Raw genomic sequence first — 15,800 nt, 5'->3', positions numbered from 1 at the left:
GGTATCGCGGCGTGACGCACTCTCCCCTGCCGTCGTCGCCGACCGATATGCGAAGTGAAGGTTACCCCAGCAAACTGGGGTCGTCGGTCAAGCGGTACACGACTCCCGATCACGTCAACCCGGCCGCGTACACCCACTACGTCAACCGAGTTCGGCAGCGACAACACCGCGTCTGATCGCTCCGACCGCCGCGCGCGCCGAACGGGCGAGCGGAGCGTCGTCGCCGACGCCGAGTCGGACCTGTTCGAGCAGGTCGACGACCTGCCGGTTCCAGCGAACGAAGTCGCCGGGCGAGAGCAGCGTGCCGCGTTCGCCCGCAGCGGCCAACGACTCGGTCAGTGATCGACCCGACGCCCAGAGCGACACCGCGACAGAGAAACCGGTGTCCGGCTCGCGTGTCGGCGACACCCCATGACGCCGCTCGACGTCGGTGACCTGACGCCATATGTCGAGGGTCTCGGCGATCGCGGTCCGCAACTCGACGTTTCCGGACATCGCGTCGGCGCCTGCATGGCTGTCGCGACGCGACTCGAACACCATCGCGGCGATAACCGCAGCAAGTTGCGGCGGTCCGAGCCTGTCCCAGATTCCGGCGCGGATGCACTCGGTCACGAGGAGATCGCTCTCGCTGTAGATGCGACTGAGGAGCTGACCGGTGGGTGTCACCACCACCTCACCACGCTCCTTCTCGACGTACCCGAGTTCGGTGAGCACCCCGACGATTCTGTCGAAGGTCACGCCGAGTGTTGATGTGCGCTCGCTGATCGAGCGTTCCGCGGACACGATGTCCCGTACGAGCCGGTTTCGTTGCTCGGCGAGTCGGAACAGGTCGTCGCCGTTGTCGAGCTGATGAGCGGGGTGGGCGCGCAGTTGATGGCGCATCCGTGCCAGCTCTGTGTCGTCTGCCGCCAGCGCCCGCTTCTTCTGGCGTCCCCGCGGCATTTCGATCCCGGTCGACCGCAGTGCCGACGCCAGGTCGCGTCGACCTCGTCCTGTCCTGCGGTCGGGGTTCTTGGGTAGCCGCATATGACCGAGAACCTCGGGCGGATTCACGAAATCGCGTGTACCCACGCGGCCGCACCAGGCGTCCTCGCTGAGAACGAGCGGCTTGGGATCTGCGGGCTGACTCGCGGCCTCGAGCACCACGGCGAGTCCGCGGTGGCGCCCCGATGACACACCGATGACATGTCCGCGTTTGAGTCCGGCGAGGTCGGCGACCGTCGACTCCTGCGTCGCCACCCGACTGCGGAACTTGAGATCACGCTCCCGTCTGCGAATCTCCTCGCGCAGCGTCACGTAACCGAGGAAGCCTCGATACGAGTCGGATCCGTCGGCCGTGCTGTCGGCTGGATCGCCGTCGTCGAGTGCGGTGATGGTGCCGGGTTCGATGCCGCGTTTGTCGGCGGCTCCCGCGAGCTCGACGTCGAGTTTGCGCAGTCGGCGGTACATGTCGTCGACCTTGCGGGATTGTCCGACGACGGAGCGGTCGGCCTGGAACTGCGCGAACGACCTGTTCAGCAGCTCACGTGATCCCGCGAGTCCTCGACGGCCGATCAGGTTGACCGCCATGTTGTATTCGGGCGCGAATGAGCTGCGCAGCGGGAACGTGCGTGCCCCTGCCAGGCCCGCAACCTGTTCGGGAACCAGCTCGGGCGTCCACACGACAACGGCGTGGCCCTCGACGTCGATGCCCCTACGACCGGCGCGTCCGGTGAGTTGGGTGAACTCGCCAGGTGTCAGATCGACGTGTGACTCTCCGTTGAACTTCACCAGACGTTCGAGAACCACCGACCGGGCAGGCATGTTGATACCGAGCGCGAGGGTTTCGGTGGCGAACACCATCCGCACGAGCCCTCGGACGAACAGTTCCTCCACCGTGTGACGGAACGTCGGGAGGAGGCCGGCGTGATGAGCGGCGAACCCACGCTGCAATCCCGCACGCCACTCGTCGACGCCGAGTACGTCGGCATCTCCGGGGGCGATCTCGGTGAGATGGCGGTCGATGACTTCGTCGACGGCACTCGACTCCTCGGGCGTCAGCAACGACAGTCCCGACCGCAGACATTGGGCCAAGGCGGCGTCGCACCCCACCCTCGAGAAGATGAATCCGATTGCGGGCAGCAGGCCCTCGCGATCAAGGCGAGCAACGAGTTGCGGACGCGAGAGGGCGCCCGGTCCCCTGCCGCGCGTCGACCGCGGTCGTCCACGACCGGAACGTCGATCGTGCCCACGACCGCTGTCGCGCTCGTCGGCCAATAGCATCCGGTGTCGGATGTAGCGTTTGAGTTCGGGGTTGACCTGGGGCTTGCCGCCGTCGCGGTGAGAATCGAACAGGTCGAACATACGCGAGCCGACGAGCATGTGCTGCTGGAGAGGCACCGGTCGATGTTCGTCGACGATGACGGTGACCTCGCCCCGTACGGTCTGAATCCAGTCGCCGAACTCCTCGGCATTACTGACCGTCGCCGACAAGCTCACCACTCGCACCGACGGATCGAGCCCGAGAATGACCTCCTCCCAGACCGCGCCGCGAAAACGATCGGCGAGGAAGTGCACCTCATCCATCACCACATGCGAGAGTCCCTGTAGTGCAGGTGAATTCGCATAGATCATGTTGCGGACGACCTCGGTGGTCATCACCACCACCGGGGCGTCGGAGTTGATCGAGCTGTCGCCGGTGAGGAGCCCGACATTCTGTCTGCCGTGAACGGCGACGAGATCGGCGTACTTCTGGTTGCTCAGCGCCTTGATCGGCGTCGTGTAGAAGCACTTGGTCCCGGCAGCCAACGCCAGATGCACCGCGAACTCGCCGACGATCGTCTTTCCTGCACCGGTCGGCGCACACACCAGCACTCCCTGACCGTCTTCGAGTGCGTGGCAGGCCAGTCGCTGGAACTCGTCGAGCTCGAATGAGAGGCTCGCCGCGAAGCGGTCGAATTCCGCGTGGTCAGTTGACATCGGTCTCAGTGGACATCGGAGTGAGGGACATCGGGGTCAGAGGACATCGTCGAAGGTCGAGGCGTCGCGCACCGAGGCGCGGCCCTGCGTGGCCATTCCCGACGACACCGACGTCGGCGCTCCGACCGTCGACGGTTGCGGACGCGGCGAGACATCGGGCAGTGGGCTCGCCTGGTCGTCTGGGATCGACGCCCAGTCGGGTGTGTTCCGATCGCGGCGCCGGTCGTTGAAGCGCGAGAACTGAATGGCCACCTCGAGCAGCACGGTCAGCGCGAGAGCAAGCGCAAGCATGGTGAACGGATCCTGGCCAGGAGTCACGATGGCCGCGAATACGAACAGGGCGAAGATCAATCCGCGACGCCATGCCTTGAGCCGCGGATAACGCAGTACACCCACGGTGTTCAGCGCGACGATCAGCAGAGGCAGCTCGAAGCTCACGCCGAAGATGATGAGCAGGTGGATCATGAAGCCGAAGTACTGATCGCCCGCCAGCGCGGTCACCTGGACATTGTTGCCGACGGTCAGCAGGAAGTGGAAAGCCTTCGCAACGACGAGGTATGCCAGCACAGCGCCGGCCACGAAGAGCACCGCGGCTGCCGTCACGAACGAGATCGCGTACTTGCGTTCCTTCTCCAGCAGACCGGGGGTGACGAATTGCCAGATCTGGTAGAGCCACACCGGGCAGGCGAGCACGACGCCCGCGGTCAGTGCGACCTTGAGTCGCAGCATGAACTGATCGAAGGGCCCTGTCGCCAGGAGGCGGCAGGAGTCGTCTGCGGTCAGGGTCGCGCGCGAGGATGCCGGTAGCGAACAGTAGGGCTCACGGAGCAGATCGCCGAGCGTCGGGAGTCCGAATATCCCGTAGGAGTACCAGACGAAGCCGAGGATCGTCGAGACGACGATCGCGGCCATCGAGATCAGCAGACGGGTACGCAGCTCGAACAGATGCTCCACCAACGGCATCGTGCCGTCGGGGTTGAGTTTGCGCCTGCGGTACCTCGGGTCGAATGGAATCCGCACTCAGGTGTCCCGGTGCGCGGCTACGCCGACTTCTTGGTCTGATCCGGGGTGGATTGCGCAGTGGTGCTCGCGTCGGAGGACGGGAGTTCACGCTGCGGTGTGGCTTCGTCGGGAGACGCCGTGGTCTTGGGAGGGGTCGAATCGCCCTCGCGCTGCATCTCCTGGACCTCGCTCTTGAAGATCCGCAGCGACTGACCGAGGCCACGCGCCGCGTCGGGAAGCTTCTTGGAGCCGAACAGCAGTAGCACGACCACCAGCACGATCAGCCAGTGCCACCACGACATTGCACCCATCAGGACTACCTTCCGCTTGTCTTCACAACGATCCTACCGCGACACTCAGCGATAGCGCGCTCGAGCTGCGTGTGCCGCATTGGTCACAGCGTCGTCGATCTCTCGATCGTCGACGACCCGCACGGTCCCGCCGAACCCCAGGAGGAATCGCGTCAACCACTCCGGTGAGCCGTACGCGAGTCGACCCCTGATCGGTTCATCGGTCTCCCGGGCGACGACCACGTCGTCGAGCGGATCGATCCGGTAGTAATCGAGAACCCAGGCCTGTTCGGGATCGATCTCGATCTCGACCGAGCGGTGGTCGGGGTCGTCGCCGAGAAGCACGGACTGCTGCGTGCCCGCCACGGATGCGGGCGGCGTCGACGGCTCGTCGCGCAGCTGCGCGGCCTCGATCCGGTCGAACCGGAACAGGCGCACGCCCTCGCTGCCTCGGCACCAGGCTTCGAGGTAGGTGTTGGAGTTCAGACCCTGCAGGCGTATCGGATCGACGATCCGCTGACTGACCGAATCGCGCGTCGCCGAGTAGTACGTGAGGTCGAGTGCTCGGCCTTCGGTCACCGCGCGCCGCACAGTCGCGTAGGTCGGGTTCTTCTCGTCGTCGTCGACCGACACCGTCGCGACCGCCGGAAGCGATTTTCCGACGGCTTGCTCGATCTTGGCGATGGCTCGCCGCGCGGCCTGCTGGTCGAGAACTCCGGCCATATCGACCAGTGCCTGCAGGGCCACCAGCAGCACGCTGGCCTCGGCGCCGGTCAACCTCAGCGGGCGGTCCATGCCCGCCGTGAATCCGACATCGACATAGCCTTCGGAGAACTCGAGCTCGATGAGGTCGTCCGGGTAATAACCCGGCAGTCCGCAGACGAAGAGCTGCTCCAGATCTTTGCGGAGTTGTGCAGGTGTAACCCCGAGGTCACTCGCGGCCTTCTCCATGGAGATGCCGCCGCGCGTCGAAAAGTACGGGACGAGCGCGAGAAGTCGGCTCAGGCGCCGCGATTGTGCGGTCGACATCAGGCGTTCACCCCGGCGATCCGGTCGAGACCCGCGACCACGAGGTCACGAAGTTCGGCCGGTTCTCGGACCACCGCGTCGGGGCCGACGGCCAGGATCATGCGGGCCAGCGTGCTCAGTGACCTGATCTCGATGACGAGGTCGTCGCCGTCCTCACCGTCGAAGACAGCGGGTGCGCTCGACGTCGCGAGACGTCGAAGCCCTGCCGCCCGGCCGCTCGCCACCCAGACATGTGCCGCGCGACCATCCGAACCGGTGGCGGAATCGACTGCGTCGGCGACGATCTGCTGCAGGTCGGTGTGTTCCGGACGGTGCACCACCCCGGCCGGGCCGGTGGCGGTGACGTCAGAAAGCCTGCTCAGTCGGAAGGTCCGTGTTGCCTCGCGACCACGGTCGTGGCCGACGACGTACCACCGACCCCGATGAGTCACCACGCCCCACGGTTCGAGCGTCCGGAGCTCTCCCGACGACGTCGCGCCCGCACGGTAGGTGAACGTGATGGCCTGGCCACCGTCGATCGCTGCCAGCGTTGGCGCGAGCGACTGCTCACCACCGAGGGAACGCTGCGATACAGCCGCAACTCCGATCTCGTCGTCGGCACGGACGTCGATTCCCGCTGCCTGGAGTTTGAGGACGGCGGTCTGCGAGATGGTCGAGACGTCGGAGTTGTCCCAGAGCGCTGCGGCCATCGCGATCGCCGCAGCCTCCTGCTCATCGAGCGTGATGTCGGGCAGTGAGTACGAGTCGGGATCGATGCGATATCCCTCGATCCCGCTCTCCGGCGAAGGACCGGTGACCAGAGGCACCCCGAGGTCGCGCAGATCGTTCTTGTCACGCTCGAACATCCGATTGAACGCCTCGTCGGAACGCTCCTGGTCGTGGTAGCCGGAGACGTTGCGGTGGATGTACTCAGCGGTGACGTATTGCTTGGTCGAGAGCAGACAGATCACCAGGTTGATCTGACGCTCGACTTTCGACGTAACCACGCCATGCAGCTTACGGCTACATGGATGCGATCAAGCGATCGACGCGCTCGTCGACGCTGCGGAACGGGTCCTTGCACAACACCGTGCGCTGAGCTTGGTCGTTGAGCTTCAGGTGGACCCAGTCGACGGTGAAGTCGCGACCGGCCTTCTGCGCCGCGGAGATGAAATCACCGCGCAACTTGGCCCTCGTCGTTTGAGGCGGCTCGTTGACAGCGGTCTTGATCGCCTCGTCCGTCGTCGCGCGTGTGACCAGACCCTTGCGCGAGAGGAGGTCGAAGACACCTCGTCCGCGCTTGATGTCGTGGTAGGCGAGGTCGAGTTGCGCGATCTTCGGATCTGACAACTCCATCGAGTACTTGTCCTGATAGCGCTGGAACAGCTTGCGCTTGATGACCCAGTCGATCTCGGTGTCGACCTTCGAGAAGTCGTCGGCCTCGACGGCGTCGAGCATGCGTCCCCACAGGTCGACCACCATGTCCATCTCCGGATCCGGCGCGCGATTGACCAGATGCTCGACGGCACGTGCGTGGTACTCGCGCTGGATCTCCAGTGCGGTGGCCTGCCGTCCGCCCGCGAGGCGGACCGGGCGCGTGCCCGTCGTGTCGTGGCTGACCTCGCGAATCGCTCGGATCGGGTTGTCGAGGGCGAAGTCGCGGAAAGCGACCCCTGCCTCGATCATCTCGAGCACGAGAGCCGCCGAGCCCACCTTGAGCAGGGTGGTCATCTCCGACATGTTGGAGTCGCCGACGATGACGTGGAGTCGGCGATACTTCTCGGCGTCGGCGTGGGGCTCGTCGCGCGTGTTGATGATCGGACGCGACCGCGTGGTCGCCGACGAGACGCCCTCCCAGATGTGCTCGGCACGCTGCGAGAGACAGAAGGTGGCGGCCTTTGGCGTTGCGAGCACCTTGCCCGCACCGCAGATCAACTGGCGGGTGACGAGGAACGGCAGCAGGACGTCGGAAATCCGGGAGAACTCCCCCGCTCGGACGACGAGATAGTTCTCGTGGCATCCGTACGAGTTCCCTGCCGAGTCGGTGTTGTTCTTGAACAGATAGATGTCGCCGCCGATACCTTCATCGGCGAGTCGCTGTTCGGCGTCGACCAGGAGATCCTCGAGTACCAGCTCACCGGCGCGGTCGTGGTTGATCAGCTGGATGAGGCTGTCGCACTCGGCCGTCGCGTACTCGGGGTGCGACCCCACATCGAGGTAGAGCCGCGCGCCGTTCTGCAGGAACACATTCGATGAGCGCCCCCACGACACGACCCGTCGGAACAGGTACCGCGCGACCTCGTCCGGACTCAGTCGGCGATGACCGTGGAAGGTGCAGGTGACACCGAATTCCGTCTCGATGCCCATGATTCGACGTTGCACTCTTCAACCCTACCCGCGGAATCCGGCGTCGACCGGTTGCACGATCAGGACGCGCCCGAATCGGTCGGGGCGTCGCCCGCCGCATCGCCGCTGTCGTCGGAAGGTGTCGATTCGCTCGACTCCGCAGCAGGTGCGGGCAGCAGGTCGGCCACCGCCGCGGCGGTCAGTCGTCGGAACGCGCGCCTGGGCCGATTGCGGTCGAGGATCGCGACCTCGAGATCGCCAGGACTCAGTTCGCGTGGCGCAGTTGGGGTTCCGTTCGACGCCTCAGTCGGAGTCGAGAGCGCGTCTACCGCGATCTTCAGGGCATCTGCCAGCGGCAGATCCGGCTCGTAGCTGTCCTTGAGCGCCGCCGAGATGGCGTCGGTGGCGCCGCCCATGACGATGAACCGGGTCTCGTCGGCGATCGAGCCGTCGTAGCTTATGCGGAACAACTGCGACGGCTTGGGCTTTCCGAAACGGGCGACCTCGGCCACGCACAACTCGACCTCGTACGGCTTGGGCTGCTCGGTGAATACAGAGCCCAACGCGTTTGCGTACGTGTTGGCCAACGAGAGCGCCGACACGTCGGCCCGATCGTACGAATAGCCACGCATGTCGGCGAGCTGGATACCTGCTTTGCGCAGACTCTCGAACTCGTTGTATTTGCCGACCGCGGCGAAGCCGATCCGATCGTAGATCTCGCTCGTCTTGCGCAGGGTGTTCGACGGATTCTCCGCGACGAAGAGCACACCGTCGGCGTAGGTCAGGATGACCACGCTGCGTCCACGGGCGATTCCCTTGCGCGCGAGATCCGAGCGATCGCGCATGATCTGCTCGGCACTTGCGTAATACGGGAAGGTCATCGCGGCGCCTCCTCATGCTCTGCAGCTCTGCGCTCGATGATCGCCCGGGCTGCCGCCTCGATGTCGGCGGGTGGAACCTCCTGCGCGCCTTCGGCACTCACGACGACGGCGGTCGGGAAGATCTTGCGGACGATGTCGGGACCGCCGGTCGCCGAATCGTCGTCGGCCGCGTCGTACAGCGATTCGACGGCGATAGCGAGCGCCGAGCCGGAGTCGAGATCGTGACGGTAGAGCTTCTTCAACGACGACTTCGCGAACACCGAACCGGAGCCGATGGCCTGGTAGCCGCCGAACTCCTCGTGGCGGTCACCGGCGACGTCGAAGGAGAAGATACGACCCCGCTCGGTCGGGCTGTCGTGGTCGATGTCGTAGCCGACGAGGAGTGGAATGGCGGCCAGCCCCTGCATCGCAGCGCCGAGGTTGCCACGCACCATCGAGGCAAGCCTGCTGACCTTGCCGTCGAGGGTCAGCGGAACACCCTCGATCTTTTCGTAGTGCTCGAGTTCGACGGTGAACAGGCGGACCATCTCGATGGCGATACCGGCCGTGCCCGCGATGCCCGCCGCCGAGTATTCGTCGGTGACGTAGACCTTCTGCACGTCGCGAGTCGCGATGATGTTGCCCATCGTGGCGCGTCGATCACCCGCGAGCACCACACCGCCGGGGAAGCTCACGGCAACGATCGTGGTGCCGTGTGGGATCTCGGAGGTGTCGGTGGTCGAGGTGAAGGTGCCCATGCGTTCAGCTCTCGCCTGTGGCAACTGGTCGGGTGCGTTGACCCGCAGATAGTCGGTGAACGACGAGATGTCGGCGCCGAATGTGGGGTGGGAACTTCTGGTGGGACCGGACGGGGACAGTGAACCGAACGTCTCGCTCACTGGCCGCCCTTCTGCACGTACGCGCGCACGAAGTCTTCTGCGTTCTCTTCGAGCACGTCATCGATCTCGTCGAGGAGGTCATCGGTGTCCTCGGCGAGCTTCTCACGCCGTTCCTGGCCCGCACTGCCGTCGGAGCCGAGTTCGCCGTCGTCTCCACCGCCGCCGCGAGTGGTCTGTTCCTGCGCCATGTGCACTCCCTCGTTTCTGCCGAGGCTCCGCCTCGACGATGCCTGCACCCGTGGTCACCGCTCTTCGTCGTCGGCGACGAGGAGAGCTTCACCCCGCTCGTCGCTTCCTGCTGCATCGCGGTGCGGCGCAGACACTTCCAGCTCGTGAATCCACACTACCTGTGACGTGTACGAAAGGGCGGTTGAAACCAAGACGCGTCGAGAACCGATCAGGTGGTGAGTTGATCGACCAGCTCGGATGCCGAGTGCACGGAGTCGAGGAGTTTGCCGACGTGTGCCCTGCTTCCGCGTAGCGGTTCCAGCGTCGGAATCCGCACCAGCGAATCTCCGCCGAGGTCGAAGATCACCGAGTCCCAGCTCGCTGCGGCGACGTCGGCGCCGAACCGGCGCAGGCATTCGCCACGGAAGTATGCCCGGGTGTTCTCCGGAGGTTCGGTGATCGCGCGCGTCACATCGGCTTCGTCGACGAGCCGCTTCATCGAGCCGCGCGCCACGAGACGGTTATAGAGGCCCTTGTCGAGTCGGACGTCGGAGTACTGGAGGTCGATCAACTGCAGTCGCGGGGCCGACCAGCCGAGTCCCTCGCGTTGCCGGAACCCTTCCAGAATGCGGAGCTTTGCGGGCCAGTCGAGGATGTCGGCGCATTCCATCGGGTCGCGCTCGAGCCGATCGAGCACATCGGCCCAGGTGCTCAGCACGTCCATCGCGCGCGCGTCGTCGGAGTTCTCACGCTCGTGGAACTTCGTGCATCGTTCGAGGTATTCGCGCTGAAGTGCCAGCGCGGTGAGTTCGCGACCGTCGGTCAGCGCCACCGTCGCCTGCAGCGTCGGATCATGGCTGATCGCGTGTACCGCCGAGACGGGGCGCGCGAGTTCGATGTCCGAGAAGTCGACGCCGGCCTCGATGAGGTCGAGCACCAGCGACGTCGTGCCGACCTTGAGGTATGTCGCGGTCTCGGCGAGATTGGCGTCGCCGATGATCACGTGGAGCCTGCGGTAGCGCTCGGGATCGGCGTGCGGTTCGTCGCGGGTGTTGATGATCCCGCGCTTGAGCGTGGTCTCGAGTCCGACTTCTACCTCGATGTAGTCCGAGCGCTGCGAGAGCTGGTAGCCCGCTTCGTCGCCGGATTGCCCGATGCCGACGCGACCCGCGCCGGTGATGACCTGACGCGACGCGAAGAAGGTCGTGAGGCCCCCGATGACCGCGGTGAACGGCGTGTCGCGACTCATCAGGTAGTTCTCGTGGGTGCCGTACGACGCACCCTTTCCGTCGATGTTGTTCTTGTACAACTGCAGACGCGGCGCGCCGGGCACACTCGCGACGTGGCGGGCTGCCGCCTCCATCACCCGCTCGCCCGCCTTGTCCCAGATCACCGCATCGAGAGGATCGGTGACCTCGGGGGCCGAGTACTCGGGATGCGCATGGTCGACGTAGAGACGCGCCCCGTTGGTGAGGATCATGTTCGCGGCGCCGATCTCGTCGGCGTCGATGATGGGTGCTGGTCCGGTACCGCGCCCCAGATCGAATCCGCGGGCATCGCGCAGCGGTGATTCGACCTCGTAGTCCCAGCGCGTGCGCTTGGCGCGCGGCACCCCCGCTGCTGCGGCGTACGCGAGCACCGCCTGTGTCGACGTCATGATCGGATTCGCGGTCGGGTCGCCTGGCGCGGAGATCCCGTACTCGACCTCGGTGCCGATGATTCGCTGCATGGTATTGAGACTAGATGTCGGTCGGATGAAAGGTCGGACCCACCACCTCGCATCGGTCGCACCGGCGACGCTCGTGTGGGACCTTCTACACGTGAAAGCATTCCGCCGGTTCACCGTTCGGGTTCCGTTGCCCGCTCCCCTGTCCGATCTCGCCGTTCTCGCTCATAATCTCCGCTGGGTCTGGCATGCACCGACCCAGGATTTGTTTGCCACCGTCGACCCCGCCAGGTGGGAAGCGACCGGTGATCCGCTGCGGTTGCTCGCGGAGGTGTCGCCCGAGAGACTCACCGAGTTGTCCTCCGACACCGAGTTCCTCACGCGACTCACCGCGCTGCGTGCTGACCTCGACGAGTACTGCACATCGCCCCAGTGGTACGGCGATCGCGCGGCGTCGGGAGACCCCATGCCCGACGGAATCGCCTACTTCTCGATGGAATTCGGCATCTCCGAAGTGCTCCCGATCTACTCCGGCGGTCTTGGCATCCTCGCGGGCGACCACCTCAAGGCGGCGTCGGATCTCGGTCTTCCGTTGATCGGCGTCGGACTCTTCTATCGCTGCGGCTACTTCCGGCAGAGTCTTTCGCACGACGGGTGGCAGATCGAGCGGTACCCGGTGAACGATCCGGGTGCGTTACCGCTGGCGTTGCTGACCGACGCCGCCGAGAAGCCCGTGATCATCGAGATCTCGATGCCCGGCGGACGCACGCTGCACGCACAGGTGTGGGTGGCCACCGTCGGTCGAATCCCGTTGCTGCTCCTCGATTCCGACATCGCTGCCAACGACGACGAGCTGCGCGGCATCACCGACCGGCTCTACGGCGGCGATCAGGATCACCGCATCAAGCAGGAGATCCTGCTCGGAATCGGCGGGGTCCGTGCACTGCGCGAGTACGTCCGCATCGCCGAACGCGCACAGCCCACCGTCTTCCACATGAACGAGGGCCATGCCGGCTTCCTCGGTGTCGAGCGGGTCCGGGAACTCGTCGACTCCGCTGGACTCGACTTCGATTCGGCGGAGTCGGTCGTTCGAGCGTCGACGATCTTCACGACGCACACACCCGTCCCCGCCGGAATCGACCGCTTCCCCGACGATCTCGTGCGCTTCTACCTCGATCCGGGACCCGACGGAACGTCGCATCTGTTGCCAGGGCTGTCGGCGAGCACGGTTCTCGAACTCGGCGACGAATCCAATCGGGGTGTCTTCAACATGGCGCACATGGGTTTTCGCCTCGGTCAGCGATCCAATGGGGTGTCGCAACTGCACGGCGCGGTCAGTCGCGAGATGTTCTCCGACCTGTGGCCCGGATTCGACGCCGACGAGGTGCCGATCGGTGCGGTCACCAATGGCGTGCACGGACCGACCTGGGTCGCGCGCAGATGGCAGGACGTCAGCGGGGGCAACGAGGACGCCGCGCCCGCGGTCTACGAGGCCCTGCCCGCCGCAGACCTCTGGGCGGTCCGCTCGGAGTTGCGAGCGGGACTCGTCGACGAGGTCCGACGTCGCGCCTACGCGAGTGGCCGCGACCGCGACTTCACCGACGCCGAACTCGGTTGGACCGCAGATCTTTTCGACCCCAACTCGTTGACCATCGGCTTCGCGCGACGGGCGGCCACCTACAAGAGACTGACGCTGATGCTGCGTGACCCCGACCGGATGCGCCGGATCCTCACCGATCCGGAACGGCCGGTGCAGCTCGTCGTCGCGGGTAAGGCACATCCGGCCGACGACGGCGGCAAGGCGCTCATCCAGCAGATCGTGAAGTTCACCGAGGATCCCGAACTGCGCGACCGCATCGTCTTCCTTCCTGATTACGACATCTCGATGGCGCGACACATCTACGCGGGCTGCGACGTGTGGCTCAACAATCCGGTACGTCCCATGGAGGCGTGCGGAACGTCGGGGATGAAGTCGGCGCTCAACGGCGGGCTCAACCTGTCGATCCTCGACGGGTGGTGGGACGAGATGGCCGACGGCGAGAACGGTTGGGCGATCCCATCGGCCGAAGGCGTGAACGACGAGAATCGTCGCGACGACCTCGAGGCCGAGGCCTTGTACTCGCTGCTCGAGGAGACCGTCGTGCCGCTGTACTACTCACGCGAGAACGGCGTGCCGACGCGCTGGGTGGAGATGGTCCGCCACACTCTCGCGGTGCTCGGTCCCAAGGTGCTCGCGTCGCGCATGGTCCGCGACTACACGCTCGAACTTTATGTGCCCGCAGGGATTTCGTACCAACAGGCGTGCGCCGACGGGTACGCCTTGGCCACGTCGCTCGCCTCGTACCGCTCGACGCTCGCGTCGTCGTGGAAGTCGGTGGCGATCGCCGGGATCGACGAGTCGACGACGCCCGACGACGAGCTCGACCTGACGGCGCACGTCTCCCTCGGCGAACTCGCACCCGACGAGGTGACCGTGCAGGCCGTGCTCGGTCGGGTGACCGACGACGGCGACATCTACGACGCGGTGCACTCGCCGATGGAACCGGTGCCCGGGACAGATGCCTCCGGCCGAACGCGCTTCCGCGCGGCGGTCGCACCGTATCGATCGGGGGTGCTCGGCTACACCGCGCGTGTGCTGCCGCGGCATCCGCTGCTCACCGACGACGCCGAACTGGGCTTGGTGCGCTACCCGGCGGCGGCGGGTGAACCGCCCGCGATGCCCTCGTAAGCCCGAAACGCAACCGGGAAAAACACAACTGCGGCCGACCCATAACGGGTCGGCCGCAGATGTCTGTACCGAAGGCCTACAAGTACTGACCGGTGTTGGTCTCGGTGTCGATCGCACGGCTTGCACCGGAGCTCTTGCCGGTGACCAGCGTGCGGATGTAGACGATCCGCTCGCCCTTCTTGCCCGAGATACGCGCCCAGTCGTCTGGGTTGGTGGTGTTCGGCAGATCCTCGTTCTCGGCGAACTCGTCGAGGATCGAATCGAACAGGTGCTGCACCCGCAAACCGGGGGCGCCGGTCTCCAACTGCGACTTGATCGCGTACTTCTTCGCACGGTCGACGACGTTCTGGATCATCGCGCCGGAGTTGAAGTCCTTGAAGTACATGATCTCCTTGTCGCCGTTGGCGTAGGTGACCTCCAAGAACCTGTTCTCGTCACTCTCGGCGTACATCCGCTCGACGACCTTCTCGATCATCGTGTTGACGCATGCGGTGCGATCGCCGCCGAACTCGTTGAGATCGTCGGCGTGTACAGGTAGTTCCTCGACGAGGTACTTCGAGAAGATGTCGATCGCCGACTCGGCGTCGGGTCGCTCGATCTTGATCTTCACGTCGAGACGTCCTGGCCGCAGGATTGCCGGGTCGATCATGTCCTCGCGGTTGGACGCACCGATCACGATGACGTTCTCGAGGCCCTCCACACCGTCGATCTCGCTGAGTAGCTGTGGCACGACAGTGGTTTCGACGTCGGACGAGACGCCCGAGCCGCGGGTACGGAAGATCGAGTCCATCTCGTCGAAGAAGACGATGACGGGTGTGCCCTCCGACGCCTTCTCGCGTGCACGCTGGAAGATCAATCGGATGTGGCGCTCGGTCTCGCCGACGAACTTGTTGAGCAGCTCGGGACCCTTGATGTTCAGGAAGTACGACTTCGCTTCCTTGGCATCGTCGCCCCGCGCAGTCGCGATCTTCTTGGCAAGCGAGTTGGCGACGGCCTTGGCGATGAGCGTCTTACCGCAACCGGGAGGTCCGTAGAGCAGCACGCCCTTCGGCGGACGCAGCGCGTAATCGCGGAACAGATCCTTGTGCAGGAACGGCAGTTCGACGGCGTCGCGGATCTGCTCGATCTGCCTGCCGAGACCACCGATGTCCTCGTAACCGACGTCCGGCACCTCTTCGAGAACGAGATCCTCGACCTCGGCCTTGGGGACTCGCTCGAACGCGAAGCCCGCCTTGGTGTCGATCAGCAGCGAATCTCCGGGGCGCAGCTTGCGACGCTTACCGTCCTCACCGTCGACATCGCCGAGCAGTGGTTCGGCGAGCCACACGACCCGCTCCTCGTCGGCATGGCCGACGACCAGTGCGCGTTGACCGTCGCCGAGAACCTCGCGCAACGTGCTGATCTCACCGACCGAATCGAACTCGCATGCCTCGACAATGGTCAGCGCCTCGTTGAGACGCAGCGTCTGACCCTTGCTCAACACGTCGAGATCGATGTTGGGCGAGCAGGTCAGCCGCATCTTACGGCCCGATGTGAAGACATCGACGGTCTGGTCGGGGTAGATCTCGAGGAGTACGCCGTATCCACTCGGTGGCTGTCCGAGGCGGTCGACCTCTTCGCGAAGGGCGACGAGTTGCTGTCGCGCTTCTTTGAGGGTCTCGAGGAGCTTGGCATTGCGTGTCGTCAGGTTGTCGACCCGCTCCTGGAGGTCCGAAGCGTCTGCTTGGCGTCCGAAGGACGGACGGCCGGCTTCTGCGCGCAACGGGGGCGTGTAAGCAGGAGTGAATTGTTCCTCGGCGGAATTGCTCGAATGGCTCGCGGTCTCGTCTGCCACACTCTCACCGGAGGCTTCATGGCGATCAGATTCGGTCATTG

At 65.1% G+C, this 15,800-nt stretch carries 12 protein-coding genes; 1 reads left to right on the top strand and 11 read right to left on the bottom strand.

The annotated features are described in order from the left end of the window. Positions 1–141: 141 nt before the first annotated feature. The 10 genes from A5785_RS16155 to dop form a co-directional block, all read right to left on the bottom strand. Positions 142–2,958: a DEAD/DEAH box helicase gene (locus tag A5785_RS16155; RefSeq protein WP_064867541.1), complete on the bottom strand. Its 2,817-nt coding sequence runs from the start codon at positions 2,956–2,958 to the stop codon at positions 142–144. A gap of 36 nt (positions 2,959–2,994) precedes the next feature. Then, complete coding sequence (tatC, locus tag A5785_RS16150) at positions 2,995–3,978, bottom strand: twin-arginine translocase subunit TatC (protein ID WP_064867539.1); 984 nt, start codon at positions 3,976–3,978, stop codon at positions 2,995–2,997. A gap of 20 nt (positions 3,979–3,998) precedes the next feature. Beyond that, on the bottom strand, positions 3,999–4,271 hold the full coding sequence (gene tatA / locus A5785_RS16145; RefSeq protein ID WP_005202946.1) for a Sec-independent protein translocase subunit TatA: 273 nt from the start codon (positions 4,269–4,271) through the stop codon (positions 3,999–4,001). A gap of 45 nt (positions 4,272–4,316) precedes the next feature. Next, entirely contained in the window at positions 4,317–5,279 is a 963-nt protein-coding gene (locus A5785_RS16140; RefSeq protein WP_064867537.1) for a helix-turn-helix transcriptional regulator, read from the bottom strand. Beyond that, entirely contained in the window at positions 5,279–6,265 is a 987-nt protein-coding gene (locus A5785_RS16135) for a helix-turn-helix transcriptional regulator (protein WP_064867535.1), read from the bottom strand. The genes A5785_RS16140 and A5785_RS16135 overlap by 1 nt, the downstream gene beginning before the upstream one ends. A 16-nt stretch (positions 6,266–6,281) precedes the next feature. Beyond that, complete coding sequence (gene pafA, locus A5785_RS16130; RefSeq protein ID WP_049697377.1) at positions 6,282–7,640, bottom strand: Pup--protein ligase; 1,359 nt, start codon at positions 7,638–7,640, stop codon at positions 6,282–6,284. Between the two features lie 44 nt (positions 7,641–7,684). Then, entirely contained in the window at positions 7,685–8,485 is an 801-nt protein-coding gene (prcA, locus tag A5785_RS16125) for a proteasome subunit alpha (RefSeq protein WP_064867533.1), read from the bottom strand. After that, positions 8,482–9,363, bottom strand: a complete 882-nt coding sequence (gene prcB / locus A5785_RS16120) for a proteasome subunit beta (protein WP_064867531.1) — start codon at positions 9,361–9,363, stop codon at positions 8,482–8,484. The genes prcA and prcB overlap by 4 nt, the downstream gene beginning before the upstream one ends. After that, positions 9,360–9,551, bottom strand: coding sequence for a ubiquitin-like protein Pup (locus A5785_RS16115; RefSeq protein ID WP_005202935.1), 192 nt, complete (start codon positions 9,549–9,551; stop codon positions 9,360–9,362). Before A5785_RS16115 ends, prcB begins: the two co-directional genes overlap by 4 nt. Before the next feature lie 209 nt (positions 9,552–9,760). After that, entirely contained in the window at positions 9,761–11,260 is a 1,500-nt protein-coding gene (dop, locus tag A5785_RS16110) for a depupylase/deamidase Dop (RefSeq protein WP_064867529.1), read from the bottom strand. Positions 11,261–11,351: 91 nt separating this feature from the next. On the opposite strand from dop, the gene glgP reads away from it, so the two are divergent. Further along, positions 11,352–13,925 (top strand): alpha-glucan family phosphorylase, encoded by a 2,574-nt coding sequence (gene glgP, locus A5785_RS16105; protein WP_064867583.1) that lies wholly within the window; start codon positions 11,352–11,354, stop codon positions 13,923–13,925. Between the two features lie 76 nt (positions 13,926–14,001). On the opposite strand, the gene arc is transcribed toward glgP, so the two are convergent. Next, positions 14,002–15,798, bottom strand: a complete 1,797-nt coding sequence (arc, locus tag A5785_RS16100; protein ID WP_064867527.1) for a proteasome ATPase — start codon at positions 15,796–15,798, stop codon at positions 14,002–14,004. Positions 15,799–15,800 lie beyond the last annotated feature (2 nt).

This window comes from Gordonia sp. 852002-50395_SCH5434458 (assembly GCF_001665905.1).
GTDB lineage: Bacteria > Actinomycetota > Actinomycetes > Mycobacteriales > Mycobacteriaceae > Gordonia > Gordonia jacobaea.
The sequence above is the reverse complement of the archived record's forward strand: the minus strand, read 5'-3'. Positions and strand labels throughout refer to the sequence as shown.

Coding starts and splice junctions, on each gene's coding strand:
- A5785_RS16155 (WP_064867541.1), bottom strand. CDS start 2,958: ATGTCAACTGACCACGCGGAATTCGACCGCTTCGCGGCGAGCCTCTCA.
- A5785_RS16140 (WP_064867537.1), bottom strand. CDS start 5,279: ATGTCGACCGCACAATCGCGGCGCCTGAGCCGACTTCTCGCGCTCGTC.
- A5785_RS16115 (WP_005202935.1), bottom strand. CDS start 9,551: ATGGCGCAGGAACAGACCACTCGCGGCGGCGGTGGAGACGACGGCGAA.
- tatA (WP_005202946.1), bottom strand. CDS start 4,271: ATGGGTGCAATGTCGTGGTGGCACTGGCTGATCGTGCTGGTGGTCGTG.
- prcA (WP_064867533.1), bottom strand. CDS start 8,485: ATGACCTTCCCGTATTACGCAAGTGCCGAGCAGATCATGCGCGATCGC.
- arc (WP_064867527.1), bottom strand. CDS start 15,798: ATGACCGAATCTGATCGCCATGAAGCCTCCGGTGAGAGTGTGGCAGAC.
- dop (WP_064867529.1), bottom strand. CDS start 11,260: ATGCAGCGAATCATCGGCACCGAGGTCGAGTACGGGATCTCCGCGCCA.